At 70.7% G+C, this 15,160-nt stretch carries 12 protein-coding genes; 3 read left to right on the forward strand and 9 right to left on the reverse strand.

All coding sequences use genetic code 11. The features are described from left to right. Positions 1-20: 20 nt before the first annotated feature. Together TSH58p_RS31605 and dapA are read right to left on the reverse strand one after the other, a co-directional pair. Entirely contained in the window at positions 21-848 is an 828-nt protein-coding gene (locus tag TSH58p_RS31605) for an ABC transporter substrate-binding protein (RefSeq protein WP_109068963.1), read from the reverse strand. A gap of 34 nt (positions 849-882) precedes the next feature. After that, a complete protein-coding gene (gene dapA, locus TSH58p_RS31610; protein WP_109068964.1) occupies positions 883-1,776 on the reverse strand; it encodes a 4-hydroxy-tetrahydrodipicolinate synthase in 894 nt (297 codons plus the stop codon). 139 nt (positions 1,777-1,915) lie between these two features. Between dapA and TSH58p_RS31615 the strand changes: the two genes are divergently transcribed. From TSH58p_RS31615 to TSH58p_RS31625, 3 genes are all read left to right on the forward strand, one after another. After that, positions 1,916-4,894, forward strand: coding sequence for an FAD-dependent oxidoreductase (locus TSH58p_RS31615; protein WP_109068965.1), 2,979 nt, complete (start codon positions 1,916-1,918; stop codon positions 4,892-4,894). A 62-nt stretch (positions 4,895-4,956) separates the two neighbouring features. Next, positions 4,957-5,685 (forward strand): amino acid ABC transporter ATP-binding protein, encoded by a 729-nt coding sequence (locus tag TSH58p_RS31620; protein ID WP_109068966.1) that lies wholly within the window; start codon positions 4,957-4,959, stop codon positions 5,683-5,685. A 112-nt stretch (positions 5,686-5,797) separates the two neighbouring features. Continuing rightward, complete coding sequence (locus TSH58p_RS31625) at positions 5,798-6,475, forward strand: GntR family transcriptional regulator (RefSeq protein ID WP_109068967.1); 678 nt, start codon at positions 5,798-5,800, stop codon at positions 6,473-6,475. A gap of 6 nt (positions 6,476-6,481) precedes the next feature. Here TSH58p_RS31625 and xylB read toward each other — a convergent pair whose 3' ends face one another. The 7 genes from xylB to TSH58p_RS31660 all read right to left on the reverse strand — a co-directional run bounded on the left by xylB (position 6,482) and on the right by TSH58p_RS31660 (position 15,151). Next, entirely contained in the window at positions 6,482-7,957 is a 1,476-nt protein-coding gene (gene xylB, locus TSH58p_RS31630; RefSeq protein ID WP_109068968.1) for a xylulokinase, read from the reverse strand. Between the two features lie 29 nt (positions 7,958-7,986). Further along, entirely contained in the window at positions 7,987-9,294 is a 1,308-nt protein-coding gene (xylA, locus tag TSH58p_RS31635; RefSeq protein ID WP_109068969.1) for a xylose isomerase, read from the reverse strand. 11 nt (positions 9,295-9,305) lie between these two features. After that, positions 9,306-10,481 carry a Gfo/Idh/MocA family protein gene (locus TSH58p_RS31640; protein ID WP_109068970.1) on the reverse strand — a complete coding sequence of 392 codons (1,176 nt, stop codon included), beginning with the start codon at positions 10,479-10,481 and terminating at the stop codon, positions 9,306-9,308. 13 nt (positions 10,482-10,494) lie between these two features. Beyond that, positions 10,495-11,550, reverse strand: coding sequence for a sugar phosphate isomerase/epimerase (locus TSH58p_RS31645; protein WP_109068971.1), 1,056 nt, complete (start codon positions 11,548-11,550; stop codon positions 10,495-10,497). 78 nt (positions 11,551-11,628) lie between these two features. Continuing rightward, the gene (locus tag TSH58p_RS31650; RefSeq protein ID WP_109068972.1) at positions 11,629-12,582 is read right to left on the reverse strand and encodes a substrate-binding domain-containing protein; all 954 of its coding nucleotides are present in this window, start codon (positions 12,580-12,582) and stop codon (positions 11,629-11,631) included. A 27-nt stretch (positions 12,583-12,609) separates the two neighbouring features. Beyond that, positions 12,610-13,614 carry an ABC transporter permease gene (locus TSH58p_RS31655; protein ID WP_199230064.1) on the reverse strand — a complete coding sequence of 335 codons (1,005 nt, stop codon included), beginning with the start codon at positions 13,612-13,614 and terminating at the stop codon, positions 12,610-12,612. Next, the gene (locus tag TSH58p_RS31660; protein ID WP_109068973.1) at positions 13,592-15,151 is read right to left on the reverse strand and encodes a sugar ABC transporter ATP-binding protein; all 1,560 of its coding nucleotides are present in this window, start codon (positions 15,149-15,151) and stop codon (positions 13,592-13,594) included. Before TSH58p_RS31660 ends, TSH58p_RS31655 begins: the two co-directional genes overlap by 23 nt. Positions 15,152-15,160 lie beyond the last annotated feature (9 nt).

A 15,160-nucleotide genomic window follows, 5' to 3' on the forward strand; every position in this document is an offset into this window, starting at 1 on the left:
CCGCCGCCGCCCGCACCCACTCACATGCCGGGGCCGTTGACCTTGAAGGCGCCCTCGTTGGGCAGCAGGCCGTACTCCTCCATCAGGGCCTTGTAGGAGCCGTCCTTCTGCATGTCGTTGAGGACACCGACCACGGCCTCGCTCAGCGCCTTGCTCTTCATCGCCAGGGCGACGGGGGTCGGGAACAGGCCGTGCAGGGCGCGGTCGAAGTCGCCGCGCTTGCTGTATTCGGCCGCCGTCGGGTCGATGGCCACCGACGCCTCGGTCTGGCCGGCGCGCAACGCCTGATAGGCCGTGGCGAAGTTGTCGAAGGTCTTGATCTCGATCGGCTTCAGACCCTTGGCGACAATCATCTTGTCGAGTTCGCGCAGCTTGCGCTCCTCGAAGCCGCCCAGCTCGACGCCGACCGGGCGGCCCGACAGGTCCTCCGGCTTGGTGATCTTCAGCGGGTTGCCCTTGGACACCGAGATGCTGATCGCCTGCGATTCATAGTTGATCATCGGCATCATCTTGGCCCGCTCCTCGGTCCAGAAGATGCCGGTGTTGATCAGGTCCCAGCGCCCGGCCTGGAGGCCGGGGATCATCGCCGAGAACTCGATGCGGACATATTCCGGTGTCAGGCAGAGACGCTTGGCGATCTCGTTGCCCAGCGTGATGCGCATGCCCTTCAGCACGCCGTTGGAATCGACGAACTGCATCGGCGGCAGGGTCGGGTTGGTCGACATCACCAGCGTGCCGGGCTTGACCAGCTCGGAATCGGCAACCGCCGGCTTGCAGGCGGTTTGGGCGGCGGCCGGCAGCGCGAACAGGGTCAGGCCGGCGGCGATCAGCAGCGTACGAATGGTCATCGTGGTCACCTTCTCTCGTGTTCAGGCGAAGTGATCAGGCGAGGGAGTTGATCAGCCCGTAAGCCGCCAGATCGGCGCGCAGGGCCTCGGCGTCGCCCGCCGGCAGCGGCAGGCGCGGCGCGCGCGGGTCGCCGACCGGAAGGCCCATCATGCCAAGCCCGGTCTTCGACGCGGCGACGTAGCGGTGGCCGCCGACCCAGCGGACGATCGGCAGCATCTTCTTGTAGAGCGCCAGCGCCTGCTCCTTGTCGCTGTGGTCGGCCACCAGCTCGAACAGCCGGGCCGAATCGCGCGGGATCAGGTTGGAGCAGACGGCGACCCAGCCCTGGGCGCCGAGCCAGAAGGATTCGTAGCCGAGGATGCCGGCGAACACCGTCATGCGGTCGCCGCACAGCTCGATGATGTCGCGGACCCGCGTCACCTCCAGCGTCGATTCCTTGATGTAGAGCACGTTGTCGATCTCGCTCAGCCGCGCGACGATCGGCGGGGTGAGGTCGACGTTGGCGGTCGCCGGGTTGTTGTAGATCATCACCGGCAGCGAGATCGCCTCGCCGATGCGGCGGTAATGCTCGAACAGCTCGTCGGGGGTCGGGGAGCTGTAATAGGGCGGGATCACCATGATCCCGTCGGCACCCATCCGCTCCGCTTCCTTGGCGTGGGCGACGGCGTCGCGGGTCCATTCGGCGCCGGTGCCGATCAGCACGGGCACGCGGCCCGCCGACTCCTGCACGCAGATCTCGATGACCTGGGCCCGCTCCTCCGGGGTCATCGACAGGAACTCGCCGGTGCTGCCGAGCGGGATCAGCCCGTGGATGCCCTGCTCGATCTGCCAGTTCACCAGCTTCTTCAAGGCCGGAACGTCCACAGCGCCGCCGTCGGCGGTGAAGGGGGTGATGAGAACCGTGTAGGTGCCGCGCAATGCCGTCATGGGTTCCCCCAAGCTCCTGCCTAATTTTTGACCTTGCCTAAATACTACTCGTATACTATCTGTATACAGGAATCCAGCGCATTTTGACGCACCCTCGAAATGCCGCTTTCCACCGCAATCCGGACACAGCCGCCCGCCCATGCGCCTCGACCATCCCAGCGTCCGCCGCGACGGCGCCCCCATCGAGATCACCTACGACGGCGAGCGGATTTCCGCGCTGGCCGGCGAGACCGTGGCGGCCGCCCTGGCGGCGCACGGCGTCGCCGCCTACCGCCACACCCGCGACGGCGGGCGGCGCGGCCTCTATTGCGGGATGGGCGCCTGCTTCGAGTGTCTGGTGACGGTGGACGGCAAGGCCAGCCAGCGCGCCTGCCTGACCAAGGTGGCCGAGGGGCAGGTCGTCCGCTCGCAGCCGCCGGCCGGCACCGCCGCCGATCCGCTGGCCCCGCTGGTGCCGCCGCCCCAGGGCGCGGCGCCGGAGGAGCGGACACCCGACCTGCTGGTGCTCGGCGCCGGCCCGGCCGGTCTGGCGGCGGCGGAAGCGGCGGCGCGGCGCGGCGCCGAGGTGGTCGTGCTCGACGAGCGGCCGCAGAGCGGCGGCCAGTATTTCAAGCCGCTCGCCCCCTCGCACCACGCCGACCGGCCGACCGACCGCCAGTTCCGCGCCGGCCGCGCCCTGGTCGACGCGGCGCGGCTGGCCGGCGCGACGATCGTCCAGGAGGCGACGGTGTGGGGCGCCCACGCCCCCGACGAGGTGGTCGCCGTCGTCGCCGGGCGCGAGACCGTCTACCGGCCGCGCCGGCTGGTGATCGCCAGCGGCGCCTACGAGCGGCCGGCGCCCTTCGCCGGCTGGACGCTGCCCGGCGTGATGACCACCGGGGCCGGGCAGACCCTGGCGCGCGCCTACCGCGTGGCGCCCGGCCGCCGGGTGGTGATCGCCGGCAACGGCCCGCTCAACCTGCAACTCGCCTGCGAACTGGTGGAGGGCGGCGTCACGGTGGCCGCCGTCCTGGAAAGCGCGCCGCGCCCGTCGCCCGCCCAGTGGCGCGCCCTGTGGACGGCCGTGCGCTCGGCCCCCGGCCTGATCGGCGACGGCGCCCGCTATCTGCTGCGGCTGCGCCGCGCCGGGGTGCCGGTCCTGTGGTCGCACGGGGTCGTTGCGGCTGAGGGCGCGGCTGAGGGCGCGGCTGAGGGCGCGGAGCGTCTGGACCATGTGCGCTATGCCCCGCTCGGCGCCGACGGCGCGCCGCGGCTGGGCGAGTCCGTCACCGTTGCCGCCGACGCGCTGTGCCTGGGCTACGGCTTCATCCCCTCGACCGAGATCGCCCGCGCGCTCGGCTGCGCCCACCGGCTGGTCGACCGCCATCTCGGCTACCTCGCCACCGAGACGGCGGAGGACGGCGCCACCAGCCTGCCCGGCGTCTTCGCGGTCGGCGACGGCGTCGATCTCGGCGGGTCGAAGGTGGCGCAGGCGCGGGGAACCCTCGCCGGGATCGCCGCCGCCACCCAGCTCGGCTTCGCCGACAGCGACCCGGAGCAGGGCCGGCGGGCGCGGACCGACCTGCGGCGGGCCGAAGGCTTCCAGGCCGCGCTGTGGTCGATCTACCAGGCACCGCCGCCGCGCCTCGACGCCGTGCCGGACGAGGCGGTGCTGTGCCGCTGCGAGGAGGTCACCTTCGGCCAGGTCCGCGCCGAGATCGCCGCCGGCCATGACAGCCTCGCCGCGCTGAAGCGCAACACCCGGCTCGGCATGGGCCGCTGCCAGGGCCGCTACTGCGCCGCGACCGCCGCCCTGCTGCTGGAGCAGGCCACCGGCCGGCCGCGCGCCGCCGAGCAGTATCTGGCGCCGCGCCTGCCGGCCAAGCCGACCCCGGCTGGCGCCTTTGCCTTCGAGAAGCCGGAATGGGGCGGCCACCAGCGCGCCATCACCCCCAACCTGGCCCGCCCGCTGGAGGACGGCCCGCTGCCCGACCAGGAGGCCGAGATCCTGATCGTCGGCGGCGGCGTGGTCGGCGCCTGCCTCGCCTACTACCTGACCCAGGCCGGTCGCGACGTGCTGGTGGTCGAGCGTGGCGACACCAACCTGCAGGCGTCGGGCGCCAACGCCGGCAGCCTGCACGTCCAGCTCCTGTCCTTCGACTTCGGCGCCAAGGCCGAGGCGGGCGGCGGCCCGGCGGCGGCGACGCTGGCGCTCGGCCCACGCTCCATCGCGCTGTGGCGCGACCTGGAGCGCGCCTGCGGCGTCGATTTCGAGCTGGCTGTCACCGGTGGCCTGATGGTCGCCGACAGCCCGGCCGGCATGGACTTCTTGCGCGCCAAGGCGGCGCTGGAGCGGCGCTACGGCGTCGAGAACGCCATCATCGACGCGGCCGAGCTGCGCCGCCTCGCCCCTGCTTTGTCGGAGGAGTTGGTCGGCGCCGAATACGCTCCGCAGGAGGGCAAGATCAACCCGCTGCGCGCGACCTACGCCGTGCTGGAGCAGGCGCGCCGCCAGGGCGCCCGCTTCCTGCGCGGGGTCAACGTCACCGGCATCGCCGCGGCTCCGGCGGTCGAGGGCGGTGGATGGCGGGTGGAGACCCCGCGCTGCCGCATCCGCGCCAAGCAGATCATCAACGCCAGCGGCCCCTGGGCGCGCGAGACCGGGCGGCTGGTCGGCATCGACGTGCCGGTGCACAGCGCGCCCTTGCAGATGATCGTCACCGAGCCGGCGCCCAAGCTGGTCAGCCAGCTCGTCGCCCACGCCGACCGCCATCTCAGCCTGAAGCAGGCGGCCACCGGCGGGCTGATCATCGGCGGCGCCTGGACCGCCGTGTTCGACCCGGCGCGCCGCTTCAACACGGTGTCGCGCTCCAGCATCGAGGGCAACCTGTGGGTTGCCCGCCATGTGCTGCCGCAGATCGCCGGGCTGCATGTGGTGCGCGCCTGGGCGGCGATGAACATCAACATCGACGGCGCGCCGATCCTCGGCCCGGTGCCGGGATTGCCCGGATTCTTCAACACGGTGACGTCGAACGGCTACACGCTGGCCCCGGTCGTCGCCCGCATGACCGCCGACCTGCTGCTCGACGGCCGCACCGACATCGACCCGACGCCCTTCCTGCTCGACCGGTTTCGCTGACCGCTCCTTCCCATCCAACGTCCGGCGCCGCAGCGGCGCCGCCCATCCGCAAGAGAAGCCGCATGATCGCCATCGAGAACGTCAGCAAGCACTACGGCACCTTCCAGGTCCTGAAGAACTGCACGACCACCGTGCGGAAGGGGGAGGTCGTGGTGGTCTGCGGCCCCTCCGGCTCGGGCAAGTCGACGCTGATCAAGTGCGTCAACGGGCTGGAGCCCTTCCAGTCCGGCCGCATCCAGGTGGATGGCATCGACGTCGGTGGGCGCGGCACCAACATGACGGCGCTGCGCGCCCGCGTCGGCATGGTCTTCCAGAACTTCGAGCTGTTCCCCCACCTGACCATCATGCAGAACCTGACCCTGTCGCAGCGCAAGGTGCTGGGCCGCGCGACGGCGGAGGCCGAGGCCAAGGGCGAGGCGCTGCTGGCGCGGGTCGGGCTGGCCAGCCAGGCGCACAAGTATCCCGGCCAGCTCTCCGGCGGGCAGCAGCAGCGCGTCGCCATCGCCCGCGCCCTGGCGATGGACCCGATCGCCATCCTGTTCGACGAGCCGACCTCGGCGCTCGACCCGGAGATGATCAACGAGGTGCTCGACGTCATGGTCGAGCTGGCCAACGAGGGCATGACGATGATCTGCGTCACCCACGAGATGGGCTTCGCCCGCAAGGTCGCCCACCGGGTGATCTTCATGGACCATGGCAGCATCATCGAGGACTGCACCAAGACCGAGTTCTTCGAGACCCAGCGCTCGGAGCGCGCCACCCAGTTCCTCGCCAAGATCCTTCAGCACTGAGAAGGGCGCAGCGCCGCATCCCGCCATCCGGACGGATCGTCGAGAAGCTTTGCAGGACTACGATTCGTCTGCTTTGTTAGGAAGAAATCAGCGTCAGGTGGCAGGACTTGGTATGAGCACGGACATGGACGGCCCGAAAACCGCGAGCCCGGCAACCGCCGGCGTGAATCTGGCGAGCATGGCCTACCGGACCATCCTGGAGATGATCCTCGACCGCCGCATCCCCAGCGGAGAGGTGATCGTCGAGGACCGGCTGGCCACCGCGCTCAGCATCTCGCGCACGCCGATCCGCGAGGCGCTGGTCCGGCTGGCCAGCGAGGGGCTGATCCGCAAGGAGTTCAACCGCCCCTACCGGGTGCGCGAGGTCTCCAACCGCGAGTATTTCCAGAGCATGCGCCTGCGCGAGATCCTGGAGGGGGAGGCGATCGCCGCCGCCGCGTCGCGGATCGACCCGGTCCGCCTGCAGGCGATCAAGGCCGAGATGCTGCGGCTGCGCGACGAGCCCAAGATCCGCTTCGAGGACCATTGGGCGGCCGACGAGGAACTGCACACCCTGATCGCCGAGGCGTCCGGCAACGCCGTGCTGGCCCAGATCATCCGCGACCTGAGGGTGACCACGCGCCTGTTCGAGCTGTCGGGCCTGCCGTCGCGCATCCGTCCCGACTGCGACGAGCATCTCGACGTCATCGCCGCCCTGGAAACCGGCGACCCGGCGCAGGCCCGCGCCGCCATGGAGGGGCACATCCGCAGCCTCGCCAAGGACGTCCTCGGCGAGATCGCCAAGAGCTGAGAAGCCTCACAGCCCATCGGACTCCAGGAAGGCGGCGTTGAGGTCGGTGTAGAGGCGCCGGAACAGGCGGCGGCGCGGCGCCAGGGCGGCGGCCAGGGCCGGGTCCGGCTCCTCCGTGTGGCGGATCTCCAGGGGCCGGCACACGGTTTCCGGCTCCTCGCCCGTCACCGCGAGGCGCGCCAGACGGGCGGCGCCGAAGGCCGGGCCGACCTCGCCCCCCGACGGGTAGTCGAGCGGCCGGTCGAGCGCGCCGGCCAGGATGCGGCCCCACAGGGCGCTGCGCGCGCCGCCGCCGATCACCAGGAAGCGCTCGACGCGTCCGCCCGCCTCCTCCAGTGCTTCCAGCCCGTCGGCGAAGGCGAACGCCACCCCCTCCAGCACCGCGCGGGCGAGCGCTCCGCGATCGGTGTCGTGGGTCAGGCCGAAGAAGACGCCCTTGGCGTGCGGGTCGTTGTGCGGGGTGCGCTCCCCCGACAGATAGGGCAGGAAGACCAGGGCGCCAGGGTCGTCGCCGTGTGACTCGGCCTCGCGCAGCAGCGCCGCCTCGTCCCCGGTGCCGGTCAGGCGCGCGGCGAAGGACAGGCAGCTCGCCGCGCTCAGCATCACCGACATCTGGTGCCAGCGGCCGGGCAGGGCGTGGCAGAAGGCGTGCACCCCGCGCTCCGGGTTGGGGGCGAAGCGCTCGCCGCTGACGAACAGCACGCCCGAGGTGCCCAGCGACAGGAAGGCGCTGCCCGGCGCCACCACGCCGACCCCCACCGCACCTGCCGCGTTGTCCCCGGCCCCGGCCGCCACCACGGTCCCCGGCGGAACGCCCCAGTCGGCGGCGACCTCCGCCCGCAAGGTGCCGGTGGGCTGGCACCCTTCGTACAGCCTCGGCATGTGCGCCTCGCCGAGGCCCGTGGCGGCCAGCAGCTCGTCCGACCAGGCGCGCCGGCCGACGTCCAGCCACAGCGTGCCGGCGGAATCCGAGAGGTCCGAGGCGTGGTCGCCGGTCATGCGCAGGCGCAGCCAGTCCTTGGGCAGCAGCACCTTGGCGGTCGCCGTGAACAGCTCCGGCTCGTGCGCCGCGACCCACAGCAGTTTGGGCGCGGTGAAGCCGGGCATGGCGCGGTTGCCGGCGATGGCGCGCAGGGTGGGGGCGCGGCGCTCCAGCTCCGCGCATTCGGCGCCGCTGCGCCCGTCGTTCCACAGGATGGCCGGGCGCAGCACACGGTCCTGCCGGTCGAGTAGAGTCGCCCCGTGCATCTGTCCCGACAGCCCGATCCCCCGCACCGCTCCCATGGCGTCGGGATGCGCGGCGCGCAGGCCGGCGACGGCGCGCCCGGTGGCGGCCCACCAGTCCTCCGGGTCCTGCTCCGACCACAGCGGCTGCGGGCGGCTGACCTCCAGCGGGGCGGTGGACTGGCCGACGAGGCGCTGCGCTTCGTCGACCAGCACCGCCTTGACGCCGGACGTCCCCAGGTCGATGCCGAGATACATGGCCCCTCCCCCCCAATCAGCCGGCAGCCTCAGACGAGGCGGTTCACCAGATTCTCCAGCATCTCCTGCCGGCCCGACCGCGGCCGGGGATCGAGCCCGAGACCGGCGTCCGCCGCGCCGGCCAGATCCAGCCCGCCGAGCAGTCTTTGGCCGAGATCGCCGGTCCAGCCGGCGTAGCGCTCCGCGCGCAGACGGTGCAGCCGGCCGTCCTCGACGAGGCGCGCGCCGGCCAGCAGCGCGCGGGCCAGCGTGTCGATGCCGCCGGCATGGGCGTGCAGCAGGTCGTCCGGCGCGACGCTCTGGCGCCGGATCTTGGCGTCGAAGTTGAAGCCGCCGGTGGTGAAGCCGCCGGCCTCCAGGATGCGGGCCATGGGCAGCGCCAGCTCCACATGGTCGTTGGGGAACTGGTCGGTGTCCCAGCCGTTCTGCGGGTCGCCCCGGTTCATGTCGATGGAGCCGAAGACGCCCAGCGCCAGCGCCGTCGCCACCTCGTGCTCGAAGCTGTGGCCGGCCAGCGTGGCGTGGTTCACCTCGATGTTGACGGCGACCTCCTTCTCCAGCCCGTAGCGCTTCAGGAAGCCGTAGACCGTCGCCACATCGTGGTCGTACTGGTGCTTGGTCGGCTCCATGGGCTTGGGCTCGATCAGGATGGTGCCGGTGAAGCCGATCTTGTGCTTGTGCTCGACCACCATCGTCAGGAAGCGGCCGAGCTGGTCCAGCTCGCGCGCCATGTCGGTGTTGAGCAGCGTGTCGTAGCCCTCGCGCCCGCCCCACAGCACGTAATTGACGCCGCCCAGCCGGTGCGTCGCCTCCAGCGCGTCGCGCACCTGGGCCGCGGCGCAGGCGAAGACCTCCGGGTCGGGGTTGGTGGCCGCGCCGGCCATGTAGCGGGGGTGCGAGAACAGGTTGGCGGTGCCCCACAGCAGCTTCACGCCGCTGCGCTCGATGCAGCCCTGCAACCGCTCGGTCAGGCGGGCGAAGGTCGCCTGCGTTTCCCGCAAGGAGCCCATCTCGGGCGCCACGTCGCGGTCGTGGAAGGTGAAGAAGGGCGCGCCGAGCTTTTCGAACAGCTCGAACGCCACGTCCATCTTCGCCTCGGCGAGCGCCACCGGGTCGCCGCCGCCCATCCAGGGCCGGTCGAGCGTGCCGCCGCCGAACGGGTCCGAACCGGGCCAGCAGAAGCTGTGCCAATAGCAGACGGCGACGCGCAGGTGGTCGGCCATGCGCTTTCCCAGGACCATGCGGCCGGGGTCGTACCAGCGGTAGGCCAGCGGATTGTCGCTGTCCGGCCCTTCGTAGCGGACGCGCTCGACGCCGGTGAAATAGGCTTCGGTCATGACAAATCCTTTCAAATCTCGACCCAGGCGGCGTCCCGGCGGCTCGATTCCACGGCGGCGTGGATGAAGCGCACGCCGCGCACACCGTCCCGGACAGTGGGGACAAGGGCGGCCTGCTCACCGGCGGCGGCACCGCCCATGCGGGCGGTGATCAGGTCGGCGGCGTCGCGGTAGATCTGGGCGAAGCCTTCCAGATAGCCTTCGGGATGGCCCGACGGAATGCGCGTGGCGTGCGCTGCCGCCGCGTCGGACCCGGCGCCGCCGCGGGTGATGGTGCGCGGCGGCTCGCCGAGCGGGGTGAACCGCAGGTGGTTCGGCTGCTCCTGGAACCACTCCAGCCCGCCCTTGTCGCCGTAGACGCGCAGGCGCAGCCCGTTCTCGTGGCCGGGCGCCACCTGGCTGGCCCACAGCATGCCCCGCGCGCCGTTGCCGAAGCGCAGCATCATGTGCGCGTTGTCGTCGAGCCGGCGCCCCTCCACGAAGGCGGTCAGGTCGGCGGCGACCCGCGTGCAGCGCAGGCCGGTGACGAACTCCGCCAACTGGAAGGCGTGGGTGCCGATGTCGCCGACGCAGCCGGCGATGCCGCTGCGCGCCGGGTCGGTCCGCCATTCCGCCTGCTTCTGCCCGCTCTCCTCCAGCCGGGTGCTCAGCCAGTCCTGCGGGTACTCGACCTGCACGACACGGAGGGTGCCGAGATCGCCGGCCGCCACCATGGCGCGGGCCTGCCGCACCATCGGGTAGCCGGTGTAGTTGTGGGTCAGCGCGAAGACGAGGCCGCTGCGCTCCACCGCCGCCGCCAGATCCTCCGCGTCCTCCACCGTGGTGGTCATCGGCTTGTCGCAGATGACGTGGATGCCCGCCTCCAGGAACGCCTTGGCGGCGTCGTGGTGCAGGTGGTTGGGCGTGACGATGCTGACCACGTCGATGCCGTCGTCGCGCGCCGCCTCGGCCCGCGCCATCTCGGCGAAGCTGGCGTAACAGCGCTCCGGCGGCAGGAACAGGTCGGCGCCGCTGGCGTGGCAGCGCTCCGGATCGGAGGACAGCGCCCCGGCCCTCAGCTCGTAGCGGTCGTCGAGGCGCGCGGCGATGCGGTGCACCGCCCCGATGAAGGCGCCCCGCCCGCCGCCGACCATGCCCAGGCGCAGCCGGCGGTTCGGCCCGGAGGCCGTTTTCCCTTCGATGGTCATGTCTTCCTCCCGCTCAGCCGATGCCGAGCATGCGCCGGTTGGCCGAATCGTCGGTTCCGGCCCCGGCGAAGTCATCGAAAGCCTTCTCGGTCACCCGGATGATGTGCGCGTCGATGAACCGCGCGCCTTCGGCGGCTCCCTGCTCGGGGTGCTTCATGGCGCATTCCCACTCCAGCACGGCCCAGCCGTCGAAGCCGTACTGGGTCAGCTTGGAGAAGACGCCGCCGAAATCGACCTGCCCGTCGCCCAGCGAGCGGAAGCGCCCGGCCCGGCCGATCCAGGGTTGGTAGCCGGAATAGACGCCCTGGCGCGGCGACGGGTTGAACTCCGCGTCCTTGACGTGGAACATCCTGATCCGCTCGTGATAGACGTCGATGTAGCCGAGATAGTCGAGCTGCTGCAGGACGAAGTGGCTGGGGTCGTAGAGGATGTTGCAGCGCGGATGGTTGCCGACGCGCTCCAGGAACATCTCGAAGGTGGCTCCGTCGAACAGGTCCTCGCCGGGATGGATCTCGTAGCAGAGGTCCACCCCCGCCGCGTCGAAGGCGTCGAGGATCGGCCGCCAGCGCCGCGCCAGCTCGTCGAAGGCGGTTTCGATCAGCCCCGCCGGCCGCTGCGGCCAGGGATAGACGTAGGGCCAGGCCAAGGCGCCGGAGAAGGTGACGTGCGCCGTCAGCCCCAGGTTGGCCGAGGCCCTGGCCGCCATCAGCAGCTGGTTGACCGCCCATTCCTGGCGGGCCTTCGGGTTGCCGCGCACCTCCGGTGCCGCGAAGCCGTCGAAGGCCTCGTCATAGGCCGGGTGCACGGCGACGAGCTGCCCCTGGAGATGGGTGGACAGCTCGGTGATCTGCACGCCGGCTTCGGCCAGCACGCCCTTCACCTCGTCGCAGTAGCCCTTGCTTTCCGCGGCCCGGGCGAGGTCGAACAGGCGGCCGTCCCAGGAGGGGATCTGCACGCCCTTGAAGCCCAGCCCGGCGGCCCAGGCGCCGATGGCCGGAAGGCTGTTGAACGGCGCCGCGTCGCCCGCGAACTGCGCGAGGAAGATCGCCGGCCCCTTGATCGTTTTCATGATGGGTCTCCCCATGAGTGTGCTGGTGTCCCCTCCACCGCCAAAGGCGGGGGAGGGCCAGGGAGGGGGCAGAGGTTCTTAGAACGGCGAGTCCGGGTAGTAGTATTTCGCGGCGTTCTCCGGCGTCACCAGCGTCGCCTCGATGATGTATTCCTTCTGGATCGGCGCCTTCTCCACCAGATGCCTGGCGGTGATCTCCATGGCCTCGGCGATCATCGCGGGCGGGTAGAGGACGTCGGCGGGGACCAGCACGTCCTTGTCCATGACGCGCTTGATCATGTCCTTCATGCCGGCGCCGCCCAGGATGAACATCTCCTTCTCGCGGCCGGCCTGCTTGACCGCCTCGATGACGCCGAGAGCGATGTCGTCGTCCTGCGCCCACACCGCGTCGATCTTCGGGAAGCGGGACAGGAAGTCCTGCATCACCTTGAAGCCGTCATCGCGGTTCCAGTTGGCGTACTGCATCCCCAGCACCTTGATCTGGGTGCCCTCGATCTCCTTCATGAAGGCGTCGACGCGCTGGTTGTCGATCACGGTCGGGATGCCGCGCAGCACCACGATGTCGCCCTTGCCGCCCATCTTCTCCTTCATGAACCGGGCGGAGACCTCGCCCATCTGCGGGTTGTTGCCGGCGACGTAGAGGTCCTGGATGGACGGGTCGGTCAGGCCGCGGTCCACCACCGTGACGAACTTGCCGGCCTGCTTGACGGCGCGCACGGGATCGGTCATCGGCGCGGATTCGAAGGGCAGGATGACCAGCGCGTCGATCCGCTGCACCGAGACCAGATCCTCCAGGTCGTTGGCCTGCCGGCCGACGTCGCGGGCGGTGACGATCACCACGTCGAGGTTCGGGTACTGCTTCTCCAGCCGCTTCTCGGCCTGCTGGGCGTGCCAGTTGAGGCCGCCTGCCCAGCCGTGCGTCGCGGCGGGGATGGACACGCCCATCTTGATCTTCTGCTGCGCCCAGCCGGCGACCGGCGCCACCATCAGGCCCGCGGCCAGCGCCGCGGCCAGACCGAAACGGAACGTCATGGTCGATTCCTCCCTCTTCGTATTATTTCAGCGACGCGCCACGGTTCCCCGTTGCAGGAGCACCGCGACGATGATGATCACCCCCTGGATGGTGCCGTTCAGGTAGACGCTGACGGCGCCGGTCAGGTTGAGGATGTTGTCGATCAGCGTGAGCATGACGGCGCCCACCACCGTGCCCCAGATGCGGCCGTAGCCGCCCTTCAGCATGGTGCCGCCGATGATGACGGCGGCGATGGCCTCCAGCTCCCACAGCAGGCCCGTGGTGGCCGAGGCCGAGCCCAGGCGCGGCACGTAGATCACCACCGCGATGGCGACGCAGATGCCTTGCAGCACGAAGGCCAGCAGCTTGACCCGGTCCACGTTGATCGCCGAATAGCGCGCCACGTCCTCGCTGGAGCCGATGGCGGCGCAGTAGCGGCCGAAGCGCGTGCGGTACATGATCAGGGCGCCGATCAGCGCCACCGCCGCGAAGGCCAGGATCGGGTAGGAGATGCCGAAGACGCCGCCGTAATAGACGGGCCGGTAGATCGTGCGGATCTCCGAATTCAGCGACAGCGTGCCGCCGTCGGCGATGTAGGTGACCAGGGATCGGAAGATGCCCATGGTCCCCAGCGTGACGATGAACGCCTCCATCCGTCCTTTGGTCACCAGCAGCCCGTTGACCAGCCCCGCCGCCAGCCCGAGCCCCAGCGCCACCAGGACGCCGACCAGGATGACCGGCAGCCCGGCGCCCATGGAGCCGACCAGCGCGTTCATCACCACGATCATCACGCCCGACGCGAAAGCGGCCAGCGAACCGACCGACAGGTCGATCCCGCCGGCGGTGATGACGAAGGTGGCGCCCACCGCGATGATGCCGATGAAGGCGGTGCGGGTCAGCACGTTGCCGATGTTGCCCGGGCTGAGGAACACCGGGTTGACGATGGTGCCCAGCACGATCAGCGCGGCCAGCGCCAGGAACGGCCCGTAGAGTTTCAGATCGAAGCCGGAGGAGGGCTTCCGCGCGGCCTCAGGCATGACCGACGGCGTCATGCGCGTCTCCTTCTGGTGTGCGGCCTTTCAGGCTGTTGACCGTGCGGCCTTTCAGGCCGGTGGCGTAGCGGACGATCTCGCCCTCCTCGACGTCGGCCCCCTCCAGGATGCCGGTCACCACGCCGGAGCGCATGACCACCACCCGGTGCGACAGCCCGATGATCTCGGGCATTTCCGAGGAGATGAGGATCACCGACCCGCCCCGGCGGGCGAAGTCGTGCAGGAACTGGTAGATCTGCTGCTTGGTCCCGATGTCGATGCCGCGCGTCGGCTCGTCGACGATCAGGATGTCGGGATCGACCTGCATGGTCTTGGCGAGCAGCAGCTTCTGCTGGTTGCCGCCGCTGAGGCTGCCGACCGGCACGTCCAGCGTCCGGACGCGGATGTCGAACTCCTGCACCGCGCGCTCCAGCGCCGCGGCCTCCCGCCGCTCGTCGACGAAGACCCGGCCGTAGCGGTCCAGCGCCAGCAGCGTCAGGTTCGGCTGCAGGCCCTTGGCGAGGAGCAGGCCCTTGCCCTTGCGGTCCTCGGTCAGATAGGCGATCCCGGCGGCCACGGCGTCCTCCAGCCGGCGGACGCGCAGCGGCTCCCCGTTGCGGGACAGCGTGCCGGCGGTGCGACGTCGCAGTCCGAGCAGCCCCTCGGCCAGTTCCGTCCGCCCGGCGCCGATCAGCCCGGCGAAGCCCAGGATCTCGCCGCGGCGCAGGTCGAACCCGGCGTCCCGCACCCAGCCGGGAACGTCGATCCCCCGCACCTCCAGCACCACCGGCGCGTCCGGCGCCGGCGGCGTCTTGGCCGGGAACAGGTCGCTGATCGCCCGCCCGACCATGAGCTGGGCGATGCCGTCCTCCGTCAGTTCGGCGGTCGGGCGGGTGGCGATGTGATGGCCGTCGCGCAGCACGGTCACCCGGTCGGTGATGGCCCGCACCTCGTCCAGCTTGTGGGAGGTGTAGACGATCCCCACCCCCTGGTCGCGCAGCCGGCGGATCAGCCCGAACAGCACGGCGGACTCGGTGCCGGTCAGCACCGCCGTGGGCTCGTCCATGATCAGGACGCGGACCTCGCGCGACATCGCCTTGGCGATCTCGACCATCTGCCGCTCCGACACGGCGAGGTCGCGCACCCGCGCGCGCGGGTCCACCGGGCAGGCGAGTTCGGCCAGGATGGCGCGGGACCGCTCGTTCATGGCGCGCTTGTCGAGGAACGGGCCGCGCCGCAGCTCGCGCCCGAGAAAGATGTTCTCCTCCACCGTCAGATGTTCGGCGAGGTTGAATTCCTGGTGGATCAGCACGACGCCCGACGCCTCGGCGGCGCCGATGCCGGAGAAGCTCATCGGCCGCCCGTCCACGCGCACGGCGCCCGATGTCGGCTGGTGAAAGCCGGAAAGGATCTTCATCAGCGTCGATTTGCCGGCCCCGTTCTCGCCGACCAGGGCGTGCACCTCACCGTGCTGGACGGTGAAATCCACCCCATGGAGGACCTCGACGGGCCCAAAGCTCTTCGTGACGCCGAACGCTGCCAAAAGCGGCTCGGCCATGGGGTCGCC

Source organism: Azospirillum sp. TSH58 (assembly GCF_003119115.1).
GTDB lineage: Bacteria > Pseudomonadota > Alphaproteobacteria > Azospirillales > Azospirillaceae > Azospirillum.

Bases quoted from the DNA above. Each gene is read 5' to 3' on its own strand.
- TSH58p_RS31605 (WP_109068963.1), bottom strand. From the start codon at position 848: ATGACCATTCGTACGCTGCTGATCGCCGCCGGCCTGACCCTGTTCGCG.
- dapA (WP_109068964.1), bottom strand. From the start codon at position 1,776: ATGACGGCATTGCGCGGCACCTACACGGTTCTCATCACCCCCTTCACC.
- TSH58p_RS31615 (WP_109068965.1), top strand. From the start codon at position 1,916: ATGCGCCTCGACCATCCCAGCGTCCGCCGCGACGGCGCCCCCATCGAG.
- TSH58p_RS31620 (WP_109068966.1), top strand. From the start codon at position 4,957: ATGATCGCCATCGAGAACGTCAGCAAGCACTACGGCACCTTCCAGGTC.
- TSH58p_RS31625 (WP_109068967.1), top strand. From the start codon at position 5,798: ATGAGCACGGACATGGACGGCCCGAAAACCGCGAGCCCGGCAACCGCC.
- xylB (WP_109068968.1), bottom strand. From the start codon at position 7,957: ATGTATCTCGGCATCGACCTGGGGACGTCCGGCGTCAAGGCGGTGCTG.
- xylA (WP_109068969.1), bottom strand. From the start codon at position 9,294: ATGACCGAAGCCTATTTCACCGGCGTCGAGCGCGTCCGCTACGAAGGG.
- TSH58p_RS31640 (WP_109068970.1), bottom strand. From the start codon at position 10,481: ATGACCATCGAAGGGAAAACGGCCTCCGGGCCGAACCGCCGGCTGCGC.
- TSH58p_RS31645 (WP_109068971.1), bottom strand. From the start codon at position 11,550: ATGAAAACGATCAAGGGGCCGGCGATCTTCCTCGCGCAGTTCGCGGGC.
- TSH58p_RS31650 (WP_109068972.1), bottom strand. From the start codon at position 12,582: ATGACGTTCCGTTTCGGTCTGGCCGCGGCGCTGGCCGCGGGCCTGATG.
- TSH58p_RS31655 (WP_199230064.1), bottom strand. From the start codon at position 13,614: ATGACGCCGTCGGTCATGCCTGAGGCCGCGCGGAAGCCCTCCTCCGGC.
- TSH58p_RS31660 (WP_109068973.1), bottom strand. From the start codon at position 15,151: ATGGCCGAGCCGCTTTTGGCAGCGTTCGGCGTCACGAAGAGCTTTGGG.